Source organism: Mycobacterium sp. IS-2888, assembly GCF_001954215.1.
GTDB lineage: Bacteria > Actinomycetota > Actinomycetes > Mycobacteriales > Mycobacteriaceae > Mycobacterium.
The window spans coordinates 40,106-56,369 of record NZ_MBET01000056.1; the positions used below are offsets into that span (position 1 = coordinate 40,106).

The following is a 16,264-nucleotide window of genomic DNA, read 5'->3' on the forward strand; positions in this document are numbered from 1 at the left end:
CCGACCACTACCAGGGACAATGATGTCTGAGCACAACGTTTACGGTGCAAACTCATCCGCAAACTCGGCGACCGACGCCAAGCCGCCGGCCAAAATCCGCACTCATCACTTGCAGAAAATGAAGGCCGAGGGCCACAAGTGGGCCATGCTCACGGCCTACGACTACTCGACCGCTCGCATCTTCGACGAGGCCGGCATCCCGGTTCTGCTGGTCGGTGATTCCGCCGCCAACGTCGTGTACGGCTACGACACCACGGTGCCCGTCTCGGTCGACGAACTGATCCCGCTGGTTCGCGGCGTCGTCCGGGGGGCTCCGCACGCGCTGGTCGTCGCCGACCTGCCGTTCGGCAGCTACGAAGCCGGACCCGACGCCGCCCTGGCCACCGCCACGCGGTTCATGAAGGAGGCCGGCGCGCACGCCGTCAAGCTCGAGGGCGGCGAGCGGGTAGCCGAACAGATCGCCTGCCTGACCGCGGCGGGCATCCCGGTGATGGCGCACATCGGCTTCACCCCGCAAAGCGTCAACAGCCTCGGCGGTTTCCGGGTGCAGGGCCGCGGTGACGGCGCGGAGCAAACCATCGCGGACGCGATCGCCGTCGCGGAAGCCGGAGCCTTCTCCGTCGTGATGGAGATGGTGCCCGCGGAGCTGGCCACCCAGATCACCGGTAAGCTGACCATCCCGACGATCGGGATCGGCGCCGGCCCCAACTGCGACGCGCAGGTCCTGGTCTGGCAGGACATGGCCGGGATGAGCGGCGGCAAGACCGCGCGGTTCGTCAAGCGGTTCGCCGACGTGGGCGCCGAATTGCGCCGGGCCGCAACGCAATACGCCCAGGAAGTGGCGGGCGGGGTTTTCCCGGCCGACGAGCACAGCTTCTAGCATCGGGCGGACGCCCACGTAACCCCACCCGGAGCGCTTCTGCTGAAAATCGTTGTGTGACAACGGTGGTAGGATTTCTCCTGTATACAAACGCGACTCCGTGGGCGGGGGGTTGAACATATAGTCGGCAATCGTGGTGGCTTCGTGCACCGCCGAACGGTCTTGAAGTTGCCGCTGCTACTGGCAGGAGGCACCGCCCTGGCGCGAGCGCCTCGCGCCGCCGCGCAACCGCCCCTTGACCCGCCGGACTCGAGCCGGTGGTCGACCGACCGCGCCGACCACTGGTATCGAGCCCAAGGCTGGCTCGTCGGCGCCAACTACGTCACGTCGAACGCCGTCAACCAGCTGGAGATGTTCCAGCCCGACACCTTCAACCCCCTGCGGATTTATCTCGAGTTGGGCTGGGCCCGCGCCGCGGGATTCAACACCGTGCGGGTGTTCCTGCACGACCAGCTTTGGACCGAGGATCGGCGCGGGTTCCAAGGCCGTCTGGCCCAGTTCGTCGCCCTCGCGGCCGACCACGGCATCAAGCCGCTCTTCGTCTTGCTCGACTCTTGCTGGGACCCGATCCCGAAAGCGGGCCCGCAGCGCGCCCCGACGCCCGGCGTCCATAACTCGGGCTGGGTGCAAAGTCCGGGCGCCGAACGCCTCGGCGACCGCGGCTACCTCGATACGCTGCGCGACTATGTGACCGGTGTGCTGACCCAATTCCGCAATGACGACCGCGTTTTGGGTTGGGATCTGTGGAACGAGCCCGACAATCCCTCGCGCCACTATGCGTCAGTCGAGCGGCCGGACAAGTTGGAGCTGGTCGCGGACTTGCTTCCGCAGGTTTTCGCGTGGGCGCGTTCGGTGGACCCCGCTCAACCGCTGACGAGTGCCGTCTGGCAGGGCGAGTGGCCGGACGCCGGAAGTACCGACGCCATCAGCCGGATCCAGCTCGACAACTCCGACATACTCACGTTCCACTCCTACGGCGAACCGGCGGACTTCGAGAGGCGCATCGACGATCTTGCCTCGGGGGACCGACCGATCCTGTGCACCGAGTACCTGGCCCGGCCCCTGGGCAGCACCGTTGCGGAGATCCTGCCAATCGCCAAACGCTACAAGGTTGGTGCGATCAATTGGGGACTCGTCGCGGGGAAGACTCAGACCTACTTCCCGTGGGACTCGTGGGATCACCCGTATACGGCGTTTCCGGACGTCTGGTTTCACGATCTGCTTCAGCCCGATGGACGGCCGTTTCAGGACGACGAAATCCAAGCGATTCGTCAGCTCAACGGCCTGGCGATGCACCTGCGCCCTTAGGGCTGCTTAAGCGCGGCACCGCGGTGTGGCAATCTGTGTGTGCCCGGCCGCGAGCACCGACGACCTTTTGACAGCGCAGCAACGCGCAACGGAGCCGAAAATGCCTGCAGAAGCGCAAAACACCTCCCGCTATCTGGAGGTCGAGCGCAAGTTCGACGTCGTCGAATCCACGGTGTCGCCCTCGTTCGAGGGCATCGCGGCGGTGGCCCACGTAGAGAGGTCGCCGACCCAATCGTTGGATGCGGTGTACTTCGACACGCCGTCGCACGACCTGGCGCGCCACAAGATCACGCTGCGGCGCCGCACCGGCGGCCACGATGCGGGCTGGCACCTGAAGCTGCCCGCTGGGCCCGATGCGCGCACCGAGGTCCGGGCACCGCTGGGCGACTCGGCGGACGACAACACCGTGCCGAGCGAGTTGCTCGACGTCGTGCTCGCGATCGTCCGCGACCGCCCGATCGAGCCCGTCGCGCGGATTGCCACCCAGCGGGAAAGCCAGCTGCTGTACAGCGTCGACGGCACCGCGCTGGCGGAGTTCAGCAATGACCACGTCACTGCCTGGTCGGGCGGCGCGGCCGCGGACGCTGGCTCCGCCCCGGCCGAACAGGAGTGGCGCGAGTGGGAGCTCGAACTCGTCGCCGGGAACGGGGCCGCCGACGCGTCATTGTTGAGCCGGCTGAGCAATCGGTTGCTCGACGCGGGCGCCGCGCCGGCCGGTCACGGCTCGAAGTTGGCCCGCGTGCTCGGCGCGACGTTGCCGGCCAACGGCAGCCGCCCGCCCGACGACCCCGTGCACCGCGCGGTGGCCGAGCAGGTTGACGAGCTTCTGGCGTGGGACCGTGCCGTACGCGCCGACGTCGACGACGCCGTGCACCAGATGCGGGTGACGACCCGCAAGATCCGCAGCCTGCTGCGGGAATCGCCGGAGTCCTTCGGGTTGTCCGACGGCGCCTGGATCCTCGACGAACTGCGCGAGTTGGCCGGTTTGCTGGGCGTGGCGCGCGACGCCGAGGTGCTCGGGCAGCGCTACGAGCAGGAGCTGAACCGGTTGGCGCCGGAGCTGGTGCGCGGACCCATCTGGGAACGCCTGGTCGAGGGCGCCCGCCGCCGCTATCAGACGGGGCTGCGGCGATCGTTGATCGCGATGCGCTCGCAGCGATACTTCCGTCTGCTCGACGCGCTCGATGCGATGGTGGCCGAGGTCCCGGCGCCCGCGTCCGGTGCGGAATCGCATGCGATAACCATCGAGCGCGCCTACAAGAAGGTGCGAAAGGCGGCCAATGCCGCGGCCGAACTCGACCAAGTCGATCAGACCGACCAGGAGTACGAGCATCATCGCGACGAGGCGCTGCACCGGATCCGCAAGCGCGCCAAGCGACTTCGCTACACCGCGGCGGCCACCGGCGACGACGAGGTGTCCAAGCAGGCCAAGGCCATCCAGACGCTGCTCGGCGATCACCAGGACAGCGTGGTCAGCCGCGAGCACCTGAACCAACAAGCCAACGCCGCACACGTCGCCGGCGAGGACACCTTCACCTACGGTCTGCTCTATCAGCAGGAGGCCGAACTCGCCGAGAGTTGCCGCCAGCAGCTCGACGACGCGCTACGCAAGCTCGCCAAGTCGGTGCGCAAAGCCCGGGAATGAGCCCCAAAGGGGGCGGACGAGTTGGCCTGTAAGCCGGATTCTGTTCCCCGCCGCCGCGCTTGAGCAACGGCGACGCGGCGGCGACCATCCATCTGGACACACCGTTGCCGGGTGCCTCGAGCGGCCTACCCGCAGGCTCGGGCGAGCAACCCTCGGACGCCTGCGCGGCCACACTTTCGTGCGGCCTTCTTGGCCTTGCTTCGGGTGGGGTTTGCCAAGCCACTCCGGTCACCCGGAATGCTGGTGCGCTCTTACCGCACCGTTTCACCCTTACCACCGCGAGGGTGGCGGTCTGTTTTCTGTGGCACTTTCCCGCGAGTCACCTCGGATTGCCGTTAGCAATCACCCTGCTCTGTGAAGTCCGGACTTTCCTCGAACCGCCTTGCGACGGTCCGCGGCCGCCCGGCCAACTCGTCCGCGACGATCCACGGTACCCGCAGCGGAATCTGCTGGCCAGCGGCGTTTGTCCATTACGCCATTTATTCAATCATTGCCTAATTAGCGACGTTGGTGTCACGCTGACCGGATGACAGAAACCGAAGGGTATGTCGATCAGGCGTACATGGGAATCGCCGAGCCCCAGCCGATGTACAAGGCGTTGCGCGAATCCACCCCGGTGTTCCGAGGCCCGACGGCGGTGGTTCTCAGCCGCCTGGCCGACATCGAGATGGCGCTCAAGCACACCGAGCTGTTCTCGTCGAACATGGACGCCGTCGACCTCGGCAACGTCCGACCGATGATCCCGCTGCAAATCGACCCGCCCGACCATGCGAAGTACCGCCGCATCCTCGATCCGTTGTTCACCCCGCGAGAAATGGCCCGGCGCGAGCCCCGCGTCAGCGAGCTGGTCAACGAGATGATCGACCGCTTCGCCGGCCGGGGCGAATGCGACTTCCACGAAGAGTTCGCCGTTCCCCTCCCCTGCACCGTCTTCCTGCAATTGCTCGGCCTGCCGCTGGAGGACCTCGACCAGTTCCTGGAGTGGAAGGACGGTATCATCCGGCCGGAGGGCGACTCGGGCTTCGACCGCCGCCACGACACCTGTGCGGGCACGGCGCAACAGATCTACGACTATTTCGACCGCGCCATCGACGACCACATCGCCAGCCCGCGCGACGACGTGCTCTCCGCCATGATCGCCGCGAACGTGGAAGGTAGACCGCTAACGCGCGAGGAGCTCCTCGACATATGCATCCTGTTCCTCATCGCGGGGCTGGACACGGTGACCGACTCGCTCGACTGCTTTTTCGTGTACCTGGCGTGCCATCCCGACCACCGTCGTCAGCTCGTCGAGCAGCCCGACATCCTGCCGAGCGCCATCGAGGAGTTGTTGCGCTGGGAGACCCCGGTGCCGGGTGTGGCCCGCGTCTGCATCCAGGACACCGAAGTGGGCGGCTGCCCGATCAGCAAGGGCGAAAGGATCAGCCCGCTGCTCGGTGCGGCCAACACCGACCCTGCCGAATTCCCCGACCCCGAACTCGTCGACTTCAACCGCAGCCCAAATCGGCACCGCGCGTTCGGCGGCGGACCGCACCGCTGCCTCGGATCGCACCTGGCCCGCATGGAGCTGCGGGTGGCGCTGCGCGAATTCCACCGGCGCATCCCGGATTACGAGATCAAGCCGGGCGCGCAGCTGACCTACACCGCAGCGCTGCGGTCGGTGGAGTCGCTGCCGCTGGTATTCCCGGTGTCATGAGTCGCGTGTCGGTTGACGCCGAGCGCTGCACGGGGCACGGCCGCTGCTACACGTTGGCGCCCAACGTCTATGACGCGGACGAGGTGGGTCACTGCGTCGTGCTCGTCGACGAGGTCTCCGGTGAACTCGAAGCGCAGGCCGCGGTCGGCGAGCAGAACTGTCCGGAGCAGGCAATCACGTTGTCTCGCTGAGCATTTCGGCGAATTTAGGCGAAGCAGACGACGCTGCGCGCCCCGCGCCCGGCGGCCATGTCGGTGAAGGCCGCCTCGACGTCCTCGATGCCGATCCGCCGCGTCACCAGCGCCTCGAGGTCGAGGCGGCCGCGCCGGGCGAGCTCGGCGAGCACTGGGATGTCTCGCACCGGATCGCTGGCGCCGTAGACGCTGCCCTGAATCGTCTTGCCGTCGGCCATCAATGACAGCGCGGGAAACGTCACCTCCTCCGCGATCCCGGCGGCGCCCACCAGGGTGACCCGGCCGCCGCGGCGGGTGGCCTCGTAGGCGGCGCGCATCGTGGCGGGCTTACCGACCACCTCGATTCCGTGATCGACCCCGGCGCCGCCGGTGAGGTCGAGCACCGCCTTGGCCAGGTCGACGTCACTCGCGTCGACGGTGTCGGTCGCCCCGTTGGCCACGGCGGCCGGGAGTTGGGCGGTCACCCGATCGGCGGCGATGATCGGCGACGCGCCCGCCAGCCGCGCCCCTTGGATCGCGGCCAAACCCACACCGCCGCAACCGATCACGAGCACGCTCTCCCCCGGCCGCACAGCCGCCGTGCGCATCACGGCGCCGACCCCGGTGGTGACACCGCAGCCCAGCAGCGCGGCAAGGTCGAGCGGTAGCGACTCGTCGACCGGCACCACCGCCGCCGCCGGGAGCAGAGTCTGTTCGGCCAGCGACCCCACGCCCATGCCAGGCCACACCGGCCCGCCGGCGCTCTCCGCGTACGGATCGCCGTAGGCATGGTCGTAGCCATGCGCGCACAGCTGGGCCTCGCCGCGCAGGCAATACGGGCAGGCCCGGCAGGGCACGTTCCACGTCAGCACGACGTGGTCACCCGGGCTCACGGTGGTGACGTCGTCGCCGACCTCAGCGACGATTCCGGCGCCCTCATGTCCGAGCGTCGATGGCAGCAGCGTCGGTATCGACCCGTCGCGCAGCGACAGGTCGCTGTGGCAGACGCCGCTGGCGCGCAGTTGCACCCGCACCTCCTGCTTGCCGAGGGGCCGTAGCGAGAGTTCCTCCACCGCGGTGGGCTGGCCGACCTCGCGCAGCACGACGGCTTTCATGGGACGGCCGCCGGTGTGATCCACGTCATATCGACTTACGATGGCGGGACATGCGCACCGGGTCAAGGGAGACGGGCATGACGGGATCAACGACGATCACGCGGGAAACCCACGCCGATCAGGCGGTACTGACGATTGGCGGCCAGGCGCAGCCGGGTGCCGCGGGGACCTACCCCGTCCACAACCCCGCCCGCCCGGCCGAGATCGTCGGTTACGCGCCCGCCGCCGACAAGGCCCAGCTCGACGCCGCGGTGTCGGCCGCACGTCGGGCCGCGCCCGGATGGCGAGCCCTCGGCGTCGCCGAACGCATCGCCGCTTTCACCGCCGCGGCCACCACTGCCGCCGAACAATTGGCCGCACGCGATGGCGCACGCCGGTACACCCGCGAGCACGGCAAGGTGCTCTCCGAAGCGAATTTCGAGATCGACACGGGACCCGGGCTCGCCGCGCTGATCGGGTCGATGGCCGAGGCCGCGCTGGCGCCCGAGCAGATCGATCCGCACTCGAAATACCCGCGGCTGCACCGCGAGCCGTTCGGCGTGGCCGCGCTCGTGCTCCCGTTCAACTGGCCGCTGGCGCTGACGATGACGAAGCTGGCGTCGGCGCTGACCGCCGGCAACACCGCCGTCGTGAAAGTGCCGCCGAGCTGTCCCCTGGCGGCGCTGCAACTTGCCGGGGCGCTGGCGCAGGCACTGCCGCCGGGTGTGGTGAACGTGCTTGCGGGCCCGGGCACCGAGCTCGCCCAGGCGCTGGTCACCCACCCGGGCATCGACCTCATCTCGCTGACCGGCGGCGTCGCCACCGGGCGGGCCGTCATGGCGGCCGCCGCACGCCGGCTCACCCCGGTGTTGCTCGAGCTGGGCGGGAACGACGCCGCGATCGTCGCACCCGACATCGCGGTCAGCGACGAGCTGGTCGACCGGCTGGTGACGGCGACCTACACCACCGGCGGGCAGGTGTGTATGGCGATCAAGCGGCTGTATGCGCCCACCGATCGCGTCGGTGAGCTGGCCGAGGCGGTGCTGGCGCGCTGCGAGCGCGAGGTGCTCGGCGACGGCCTCGCCGACGAGGTGACGCTGGGGCCACTGCACACGGCCGCCGGCCGCAACCGCGTCACCGCGCTGGTCGCCGAGGCCGAGACGCAGGACGCGACGGTGCGGACCGCGGGACACATCCGCGACGAGGACGCCGACGCGGGCGGCTACTTCGCGCTACCGACGGTCGTCACCGATCTGGCGCCGGACTCGAAGCTGGCCACCGAGGAGCAGTTCGGTCCGGTGCTGCCGATCTTCGGCTACGACAGCATCGATGACGCCGTAACCGCCGCGAACGCAACCGAATTCGGCCTCACCGCGTCGGTCTGGACCGGTGATGACGCCCTCGCCGACCGCGTCGCCGGGCAACTCGTGGCGGGCACGGTCAGCGTCAACTGCCACGGCCTGGCCGCCCAGGACCCGCGGCTGCCGTTCGGCGGCTGCGGCCAGTCCGGCATCGGGCGGGAACTGGGCGTCGAGGGGATCCGGGCATTCACCCAGCCGCGCACCTTCGTCCGCCACCCGGCGCCGGGTTAGCGTCTGCTGGCGTTGGTCTGGAAGGGATTTGCGCTCGGTCGCATTTCCGGGCGGCCGCGCGACGCCGACTCGAATATGGTCTATTTGTGCGAGGCCCTGAGTTGGCCGCTCGCCCGGCTGTCGGGTTTGGGGTCGATTCGTCGCCGCACTGAATCAACGGCCTCGCGCAGCGCCGGCACGAACTGCTCGGACTGCAACACGCTGCATGAATGGCCGGCATCGACGGTCACCACGTGCGCATCGGGTATCTGCTTAGCCAGCCAGAACTGTTGTTTTGGCGGAATCGCCCTGTCGCGCAGCGGAATCAGCACCGACGTCGGAACATCGATCTGCCCAACCCACGAAGTCGAGTCGAACCGCGTCATCTCGGCGACCGCACGGGCGATTCCACCCGGCCTGGTGCTTCGGAACTGGCCCAGCAGCCACTTAAGGTCACTGCGGACGAGGGTTTCGGCGTCGGCCGCCGCGGGCCGCGCCAACCCGGGACGCGGGCTGAACGCCTCAATCAGCCCCGCCAACACTCCGGCTCCCATCCGTTCCCACGTCACCCCATTCCACCATCCGGTTGGCGCCGCCCCCAGCACCAGCCCATCGAGTCGCTGCGGGTGCCGACGCCAAACTAGCTGGGCCACAGCCGAACCCATCGAATAACCAACCGGGACGAATGTATCCACGCCGAGCGCATCGGCGAGCGCGGCGACGTCATCGGCGCAGTCCTCGAGCAGAAACCGGGGCGATGAAATGCCCTGCCCGTGGAAGCGTTGATCGAACACCACCACGCGGCCAAACCCGCGCATCATCTCCAAGACCGGATACCACATCATCAGCCCGGTACAGGCGAGCCCATGCAGCAGCATGAATGTCGGCGCCCCGGCAACCGGCCCGGAATCGACCACATAAGTGCAACCGCGGCCAGGCAACTCCACCGTCCGGCCGCTGGGCACCTGACCGACCCGAGCAAACCCGGGCAGCCGAGGCGGTTGCCACTGAAAGCCAAGCGGGCGGCGATAGCCAGCCATACCGCCATTACAGCACAGCAACCCCGATTGCGCCGTCAGCCCGCCGGACGGGAACCGGCCGCCACCTCCTGGGCGTATTCGTCGTAGAAGGGCACGTAGCCCTCTTCGCGACCTTCCAGCACGTACAGAGGGTCGGAGACGTCTGATCCGTAGCCCTGACTGCGCAGATCACCCTTCTTGCTCTTGAACGTCGAGGTCTGCTCCAGCGAGTCGACCACCCGCACGAACAGCGGGCGAGCGTAGCTCGGCAGGCCCTCGGACACCGTGTTGGCCAACGACACACCGTCGAACTGTTTACCTTCGTGCAGCACCACGGCGGCCATCCCGGCGCGTCCGTCGGTGCCGGGCACCTCGACGCCGAACACGGTGGCGGCTTCGATGTTCGGGTCAGCCAACACGGCCGCTTCGACGTCGGTTGTGGCGACGTTTTCACCCTTCCACCGGAAGGTGTCACCGAGCCGGTCGACAAACGCGGCGTGGCGCCAACCCTGAGGTCGCATCAGGTCTCCGCTGTTGAGCCACACGTCGCCCTTGCGGAAAGCGTTGCGCACCAACTTCTTTTCGCTAGCTTCGGCATCGGTGTAGCCCTCGAACGGCTGAACGCTGGTGACCTTGCTCAGCAGTAGCCCCGGTTTGCCGCCGCGCACCTTGCGAACCCGACCTTTGGAATCACGAACTGGCTCACCGGTTTCCGTGTCGTACTCGACGAAGGCCACCGGCGTCGGGCACATCCCGGCGGTCCTCGGAATGTTGAACACGTTGACGAACCCGGTGTTGCCCTCGCTGGCTCCGTAGAACTCGAAGACCCGCGGAATATTGAACCGAGTGGTGAACTCGTCCCAGATGTCGGCGCGTAACCCGTTTCCGGCGATTACGCGCACCTTGTGCTGGCGGTCGGTGTCCTTCTCCGGTTGGTTGAGCAAGTAGCGGCAGACCTCGCCGATGTACACGAACGCCGTCGCGTCATACCGGATCACCTCATCCCAAAACCGCGACGCGGAAAACGACCGCCCCAAAGCCAAAGTGGCACCGGCGCCGACCACCGCCGACAACGCCACCGTCAACGCGTTGTTGTGATAGAGCGGAAGGCAGCAGTACAGCGTGTCGCTGCTCTTCAGCCGCATGCCGAACGCGCCCGACCCACCCAGTGCCCACAGCCACCGGAAATGCGTCATCACACTGGCTTTGGGCGCGCCGGTGGTTCCGGAGGTGAAGATGTAGAAGGCGTTGTCCTTGGCCCGCACCGATGTCGTCACCGCCGGATTGTCCGCGGGCGCGTCGGCGGCGAGCCGGTCCAGTTCGTCCACGGAAATCATGTCTGCGACCTGCGCCCCGGATTCCTTGGCGGCAGTGAGCAACTCATCGCTGCCGATCAACACCTTGGCATTAAGCAGGCCGATGCTGTGGGCGAGCACCTGGTCGCGCTGGTGGTAGTTCAGCATGCCGGCGATCGCGCCCAGTTTCACGGCCGCGAGCATTACCAGCACCATCCGCGGCGAGTTCTTCAGCATGACGCCCACGACATCGCCTCGCCCGACGCCGCGCTCAACAAGCACCGCCGCGTAGCGGTTGACCGTCTCGTTGGCCTGGCGATAGGTCCAGCTTTCATCGTCGAACCGGATGAACACCTGATCGCCGTGACGTGCCGCGCGGTCCTGGAAGACCTTGCCGATCGAGGTCTTGATCGATCGATGGGCGATGAAGCCGGTCAGCGCGCCACGCAAGATGGTGGGCGCATCCTTGATCAGACCGGGTAATCCGGCAGCGATATCGGTCAGCCCAACGGTGTCTTCAGTCATCGATACACATTCCGCGCCCGATCGGAGTCTTCTGAGTGCCGGTAGACCAGCCCTGCCCCGCGTTCTAACACTGGGGCCAGTAGCACCGATGCGAGTTCACCGGGCAGGGTCCAGCGCGGCTGAACCTTGCGCGGCCGGTGGATAATCGCCTTCGCGACGACATCAGCAGCCTCATCCGGTTGCATGCCAGGCATTCTGCGCAGGCTGGGGGTGGGCTCGCTCATTCGGGTGTGGATCAACCCCATGTACACCGAGGTGACATCGATGCCGACGGCGCGGAGCTCGGGGGTGACGCTGCGCAACCACAGGTCGAATGCGCCCTTGGATGCCAGGTAGGTGCCCCAACGCGGGGTTGGCATCATCCGCACACCGATGCTGGACACATTCACGATGTGTCCGCTTCCCCGCTCCTGCATCGCCGGTAGTAGTCCGAGCAGCAGCCGGATCGGCCCGAGATAGTTGGTGTCGATCGTGCGCTCGAAGTCGTGCGGCCGGTCGTACTGCAGCTTCAGCGATCGGCGAATCGACTTGGCGGCGTTACTCACAATGATGTCCAACGGCCCGTACGTCTCGGTCAGTTGGGTTGTCAGCGCGGTGATCGCCGCTGCGTCGGTCAGATCAGTCGGGAAGGCGACTGCGCGCCCACCGTCGGCAGAGATCGAGTCGCGAAGCTCGTCGAGTTTGTCCGCGGAGCGAGCGACAAGCAAAACCGTTGCCCCTGCGGCGGCGAGTTTGCGGGCAGTCGCCTCCCCCAGGCCGTATGACGCGCCTGTCACCAGCACGCACTTGCCGGACACCGCTCTCCGGAGCCTGCCTTGATCCGCCACTCGCGGCGGGCTTACGAGTGCATTCATTACCTTGCTGGCCAGACTCATTGGCACCTAAGTACCCGTTTCTCCGCGATGTTCCTCTGATCATGGCCGGCGCTAGACTCGACGGGTGGCGAAAGCCGCAAACCCGCGCGAAGCGGTCCCCGACGCCCCGTCCGCCAAATCATTCGCGCCGGTCGTAAAGGCCTTGGCGCCCTTGCGCCGCGTCATCAAACCCAAGGTCTACGGCATCGAACATGTGCCCAAACGCGGCGCGCTGCTGGTAGGCAACCACACCTTGTACGGGGTGTTCGACCTGCTGTTGTGGACTGCGGAGTTGATTGAGCGGGGAATTATGGTTCGCGGGCTCGGAGAGCATGTCCTGTTCCGGGTGCCGGGTAGCGGTGAGCTCTTGAAAGCCTGCGGTATCGTCCCGGGAACCCGAGCCAACATGCGTGAACTTATGCGCCGTCGCGACTTGATCCTGGTTTTTCCGGGTGGTGCTCGCGAGGTCGCCAAACGCAAAGGCGAACGGTATCAACTGATCTGGAAGAACCGTCTCGGATTCGCCAAGATGGCGATCGAAGGCCGCTACCCCATCGTCCCGTTTGCCTCGTTGGGCATTGAAGACGCGTTGGACATCGTCTTGGACAACGATCATCCGCTGATGGCTCCGCTGCGCAAACTGTGCGAGAAGCTGCTGAACGTTGAACCGTTGCCGATCGTGCGGGGCATCGGACTGACACCCGTACCCCGGCCCGAGCGGCTGTACTTCTGGTTCGGTGAACCGATCTCGACACTCGAATACAAGGGTGTCGCCGACAAGGCCAACGCACAGGACCTGAGGGCCCGCACGGCCGCTTCGATCGAGGGCGGGCTCGATTTCCTGTTCGACGAACGCGAAAAAGATCCAGAGCGGTCGCTCCTCAAACGCCTCAGCCCGTGGGGTTCTGAAGGCAGCTGACCGGCGAGGGCCGGGTAAACACCACCTTGATCAAGGGGAGAAATAGCTCGTCAACGGAGTGTACGGCCTCGTCACCTGGGCAAACGCTGGTTTGAACCCCGGCGACCTGGCTATTCTCGCCTGGTCATGACAGATCGAGCGCGTTCACCGACGCACCAGCGACGACATCGCCCAAACGGGAGGGCGCTGGGCGCCAAGGTGATCGCCGCGCTGATAGCGGTCGTGGTGGTTGTCGCCATTGGCATCGGATGGATCACTTACCGCAGGGCATCGGCGGGCATCACCAAATCCGAGGCGTTGGCCGGTGAACCCGCGTCGACCGGAAGTGATCAGAACATCCTGATCATGGGGTTGGATAGCCGTCGCGACCAGCACGGCCGGCCGCTGCCGCCCGACATCTATGACGCGCTGCACGCAGGCAACGAGGATTCCGCTGACGGCGACGCCGATGCGCTCATCGTCGTGCACTTGCCCGCCGGGGACGGCCCGGCCACGGCGATCTCAATCCCGCGGGACGACTATGTCGATCTGGCTGGATGCCCGGCCTCGGAATGCCGCGGCAAGGTCAAGGAGGCCTACAGCCTCGCCTACGAGCGCGTGATGGAGGGGCGCGGCTCCTACAAGCCGGAATCCGATGCCGCCTCGCCCGCAAGGCAGGACTCCGCGGCGAAAGAACAGGCGGCGCGCGAGGCGGGCCGCAAAGCGGAGATCGGCACGGTCAGGCGTCTGCTGCAAATTCCGATCGACCACTTCATTGAGGTCACGTTGGCCGGGTTCTTTCAGATCGCGCGGGTGGTCGAACCCCTCACCGTGTGCCTGAAAGAAGACACTGCGGATCGCTACTACTCCGGCGCGGACTTTCATCGAGGCATCCAGCAGATCAACGCGACCCAGGCAATGGCGTTCGTCCGCCAACGCCGCGACGCCAACGACGCGATGTTCACCGACCTCGATCGAACCCGCCGTCAGCAGGCCTTCATCGCCTCGCTGGTCAGTGCGCTGCGCCGCGGCGGAGCGTTGTCGGACCCCATCCGACTGCACGGCTTGCTGGAGGTCGCCAAGCAAAACGTCGCCGTTGACGCCGGCTTCGACCTTGACGAACTCGCGCGTGACGCGTCCGCGTTCCAGAGCCGGTCGGTCTCGCTCTACACGCTGCCGGTCACCGGTTTCGGCGAAATCTCAAACGGTGCATTCGTCAATTTCATCGACGTATCCGCAGTGCGCTCCATCGTGCAGAACCTGGTCGCCGCCGATCCGTCGGCGGCCACCTCGACCAGCATCCCCAGCACAACAGCGCAACCGGGCGACGACACTTCGCTGGCCGCCGGGGGCGTCGCGCTCGACGTGGTCAACGCCTCAGGCAGGCAAGGCGAGGCCGCGGACCTCGAAATGGCCTTGGCCACAGGGCACTTCAGCAAGGGAAAGGTCAGCACCGCGGACTCCACCAGCCAGACGAGCACCATCGCCTACGGGCCGGGAGCGAAGATCGCCGCCGCCGAGCTGGCCGATGAATTCGGCATAACTGCCACGGCATCCGACGGCGTCGACCGCAACACGGTGCGACTGACCGTCGGGACCGATTTCGCCAGATTTGACAATTTCCACCCCACGTCGGCATCGCCGGCCACCACCTCCGCGGCGCCCGTCAGCACGGTACCGGCCACCGGCACAGGCACGCAGGAACCGGCGGCGACCAACCTCACACGGATGACCGCCGATGGCATTCCCTGTGTGAAATGACAAGGGCCCCAAGAGCCTTTCCACGCGCAGTCGTTGCGGTGAGTGCGAGTACAGTGGGTCGATGGTCGTCGGCCCGTCCAATGCGCGGATGCTCGCGGGGCTCGCCGCCGCGTCCGTCTCGCTCGGGGTGGCCGAGCTGGTGGGCATCCCGTTCGGTGCGCGCGCCGATGCGCGTGCCGCTATCGGCTCCGCGGCCGTCGACCTGACACCGGGATCCATCAAAGAGGCGGCCATTCAGGCCCTAGGTTCTCAGGACAAATTCTTCGTGGCCGCCGTCGTGCTCGTGACGATCGCCGCGGCCGGGGTCCTCGGATGCATTGCGGTGCTGTCGCGCCCGGGTGCGACGGCGCTCGACACCATCCCCACCGTCGCGGGCGCCGCCTGCGGCGTGGCGACCCTTCGCTTGCTCATTCGTCGATTCTGGCCCGAACCGGATGCCCCAGATGACACAGCCAGCCCCGACGAGCCGGACACCGTCAGACGCAGGTTGGTCGTGTTGGGAATGCTCGGACTCGGAGCGGTCAGCGCGGTTGCGGGCGCGGTCATCACGCGGTTGGTGCATTCGGTGGCAGCTGACCGCACCACCTTCGCATTTCCCCGACCGCGCGTACCGTCACCACCGATACCCGCAGACGTGCAACCGAACGGTGTTGCGCTGCCCAGCTTTATCACCGCCAGCGCCGACTTCTACCGGGTGGACACCGCGCTCATCGTTCCCCAACTCAGCCACGGCGACTGGCGGCTGCACATCCACGGCATGGTGGACCACGAAGCGACCTACACCTTCGACGACCTCGCCCGCTTCGACGTCGTCGAAACGGTGACCACGTTGACCTGCGTGTCGAATCCCGTTGGGGGCAACCTGATTTCGACGGGAGTGTGGACGGGCTACCGGGTGGCCGACCTGCTGGCGGCGGCCGGGGTGCACGCCGACGCCGATATGGTGCTCTCGACGTCGATCGACGGATTCACCGCGGGCACACCGGTGCAGGCGCTCACCGACGGCCGCGCCGCGCTGTTGGCGGTCGGCCTCAACGGTCAGCCGCTGCCGATCGAGCATGGCTACCCGGCCCGGCTGGTGGTACCCGGGCTCTACGGGTACGTATCGGCCACCAAGTGGGTCGTCGAGATGGAGCTCACCCGCTTCGACAAGGCGCAGGCGTACTGGACGCGGCAGGGCTGGGCACCGCGCGCACCCATCAAGACCGAGTCGCGGATCGACGTGCCGAAAGACGGCCAGAAGGTGCCGATGGGGCCCGTGGTTTTCGGCGGTGTTGCGTGGGCGCAGAATCGCGGGGTGCGGGCCGTGGAGGTCCGCATCGACGATGGCCCATGGCAACCCGCGCAACAGGGCACGAGCTATTCCAACGACACGTGGCGGCTGTGGAGCTTTCCCTGGCAGGCGAAAAGCCTTGGGAGACACACCATCACCGTGCGCGCCACCGACAACACCGGAGCTACCCAGACGGCGGATCGGGTTAGTCCCGTCCCGGACGGCGCCACCGGCTGGCACACGGTGAATTTCACCGTGGCGGCGGCGTGAGC

At 67.0% G+C, this 16,264-nt stretch carries 13 protein-coding genes and 1 other RNA gene; 9 read left to right on the plus strand and 5 right to left on the minus strand.

Features of this window, described 5'->3' with window-relative positions:
• Window positions 1-22: 22 nt before the first annotated feature.
• The 3 genes from panB (at window position 23) to A5745_RS09985 (ending at window position 3,833) form a co-directional block, all read left to right on the plus strand.
• Window positions 23-880, plus strand: a complete 858-nt coding sequence (gene panB, locus A5745_RS09975) for a 3-methyl-2-oxobutanoate hydroxymethyltransferase (protein ID WP_076115947.1) — start codon at window positions 23-25, stop codon at window positions 878-880.
• Between the two features lie 144 nt (window positions 881-1,024).
• Entirely contained in the window at window positions 1,025-2,188 is a 1,164-nt protein-coding gene (locus tag A5745_RS09980) for a cellulase family glycosylhydrolase (protein ID WP_076115921.1), read from the plus strand.
• A 100-nt stretch (window positions 2,189-2,288) separates the two neighbouring features.
• Entirely contained in the window at window positions 2,289-3,833 is a 1,545-nt protein-coding gene (locus tag A5745_RS09985) for a CYTH and CHAD domain-containing protein (protein ID WP_076115922.1), read from the plus strand.
• 13 nt (window positions 3,834-3,846) lie between these two features.
• Here A5745_RS09985 and rnpB read toward each other — a convergent pair.
• An RNA gene (rnpB, locus tag A5745_RS09990) (RNase P RNA component class A) lies at window positions 3,847-4,247 on the minus strand.
• 112 nt (window positions 4,248-4,359) lie between these two features.
• Here rnpB and A5745_RS09995 point away from each other — a divergent pair.
• Together A5745_RS09995 and A5745_RS10000 are read left to right on the plus strand one after the other, a co-directional pair.
• Entirely contained in the window at window positions 4,360-5,529 is a 1,170-nt protein-coding gene (locus tag A5745_RS09995) for a cytochrome P450 (protein ID WP_076115923.1), read from the plus strand.
• Complete coding sequence (locus tag A5745_RS10000) at window positions 5,526-5,720, plus strand: ferredoxin (protein ID WP_076115924.1); 195 nt, start codon at window positions 5,526-5,528, stop codon at window positions 5,718-5,720. The genes A5745_RS09995 and A5745_RS10000 overlap by 4 nt, the downstream gene beginning before the upstream one ends.
• 14 nt (window positions 5,721-5,734) lie before the next feature.
• On the opposite strand, the gene A5745_RS10005 is transcribed toward A5745_RS10000, so the two are convergent.
• A complete protein-coding gene (locus A5745_RS10005; protein ID WP_217695277.1) occupies window positions 5,735-6,841 on the minus strand; it encodes a Zn-dependent alcohol dehydrogenase in 1,107 nt (368 codons plus the stop codon).
• Window positions 6,842-6,894: 53 nt separating this feature from the next.
• Here A5745_RS10005 and A5745_RS10010 point away from each other — a divergent pair, with 53 nt between their 5' ends.
• On the plus strand, window positions 6,895-8,388 hold the full coding sequence (locus A5745_RS10010) for an aldehyde dehydrogenase family protein (protein WP_076115948.1): 1,494 nt from the start codon (window positions 6,895-6,897) through the stop codon (window positions 8,386-8,388).
• Between the two features lie 80 nt (window positions 8,389-8,468).
• On the opposite strand, the gene A5745_RS10015 is transcribed toward A5745_RS10010, so the two are convergent.
• Genes A5745_RS10015 through A5745_RS10025 form a run of 3 tightly spaced genes read right to left on the minus strand, consistent with a single transcriptional unit; the run spans window position 8,469 to window position 12,081 of the window.
• A complete protein-coding gene (locus tag A5745_RS10015; protein WP_076115926.1) occupies window positions 8,469-9,407 on the minus strand; it encodes an alpha/beta fold hydrolase in 939 nt (312 codons plus the stop codon).
• A gap of 35 nt (window positions 9,408-9,442) precedes the next feature.
• Window positions 9,443-11,206, minus strand: a complete 1,764-nt coding sequence (fadD6, locus tag A5745_RS10020) for a long-chain-acyl-CoA synthetase FadD6 (protein ID WP_076115927.1) — start codon at window positions 11,204-11,206, stop codon at window positions 9,443-9,445.
• Entirely contained in the window at window positions 11,203-12,081 is an 879-nt protein-coding gene (locus A5745_RS10025) for an SDR family NAD(P)-dependent oxidoreductase (protein ID WP_076115928.1), read from the minus strand. Before A5745_RS10025 ends, fadD6 begins: the two co-directional genes overlap by 4 nt.
• 64 nt (window positions 12,082-12,145) lie before the next feature.
• Here A5745_RS10025 and A5745_RS10030 point away from each other — a divergent pair, with 64 nt between their 5' ends.
• From A5745_RS10030 to A5745_RS10040, 3 genes are all read left to right on the plus strand, one after another.
• Window positions 12,146-12,979, plus strand: a complete 834-nt coding sequence (locus A5745_RS10030; protein WP_076115929.1) for a lysophospholipid acyltransferase family protein — start codon at window positions 12,146-12,148, stop codon at window positions 12,977-12,979.
• 126 nt (window positions 12,980-13,105) lie between these two features.
• Window positions 13,106-14,719 (plus strand): LCP family protein, encoded by a 1,614-nt coding sequence (locus tag A5745_RS10035; RefSeq protein WP_076115930.1) that lies wholly within the window; start codon window positions 13,106-13,108, stop codon window positions 14,717-14,719.
• Window positions 14,720-14,807: 88 nt separating this feature from the next.
• Window positions 14,808-16,262, plus strand: coding sequence for a molybdopterin-dependent oxidoreductase (locus A5745_RS10040; RefSeq protein ID WP_076115949.1), 1,455 nt, complete (start codon window positions 14,808-14,810; stop codon window positions 16,260-16,262).
• The last annotated feature ends 2 nt before the right edge of the window (window positions 16,263-16,264 follow it).

Bases quoted from the DNA above. Each gene is read 5' to 3' on its own strand.
- A5745_RS09995 (WP_076115923.1), top strand. From the start codon at position 4,360: ATGACAGAAACCGAAGGGTATGTCGATCAGGCGTACATGGGAATCGCC.
- A5745_RS10040 (WP_076115949.1), top strand. From the start codon at position 14,808: ATGCTCGCGGGGCTCGCCGCCGCGTCCGTCTCGCTCGGGGTGGCCGAG.
- A5745_RS10025 (WP_076115928.1), bottom strand. From the start codon at position 12,081: ATGAGTCTGGCCAGCAAGGTAATGAATGCACTCGTAAGCCCGCCGCGA.
- fadD6 (WP_076115927.1), bottom strand. From the start codon at position 11,206: ATGACTGAAGACACCGTTGGGCTGACCGATATCGCTGCCGGATTACCC.
- A5745_RS10035 (WP_076115930.1), top strand. From the start codon at position 13,106: ATGACAGATCGAGCGCGTTCACCGACGCACCAGCGACGACATCGCCCA.
- A5745_RS10000 (WP_076115924.1), top strand. From the start codon at position 5,526: ATGAGTCGCGTGTCGGTTGACGCCGAGCGCTGCACGGGGCACGGCCGC.
- A5745_RS10015 (WP_076115926.1), bottom strand. From the start codon at position 9,407: ATGGCTGGCTATCGCCGCCCGCTTGGCTTTCAGTGGCAACCGCCTCGG.
- A5745_RS10010 (WP_076115948.1), top strand. From the start codon at position 6,895: ATGACGGGATCAACGACGATCACGCGGGAAACCCACGCCGATCAGGCG.
- panB (WP_076115947.1), top strand. From the start codon at position 23: ATGTCTGAGCACAACGTTTACGGTGCAAACTCATCCGCAAACTCGGCG.
- A5745_RS09985 (WP_076115922.1), top strand. From the start codon at position 2,289: ATGCCTGCAGAAGCGCAAAACACCTCCCGCTATCTGGAGGTCGAGCGC.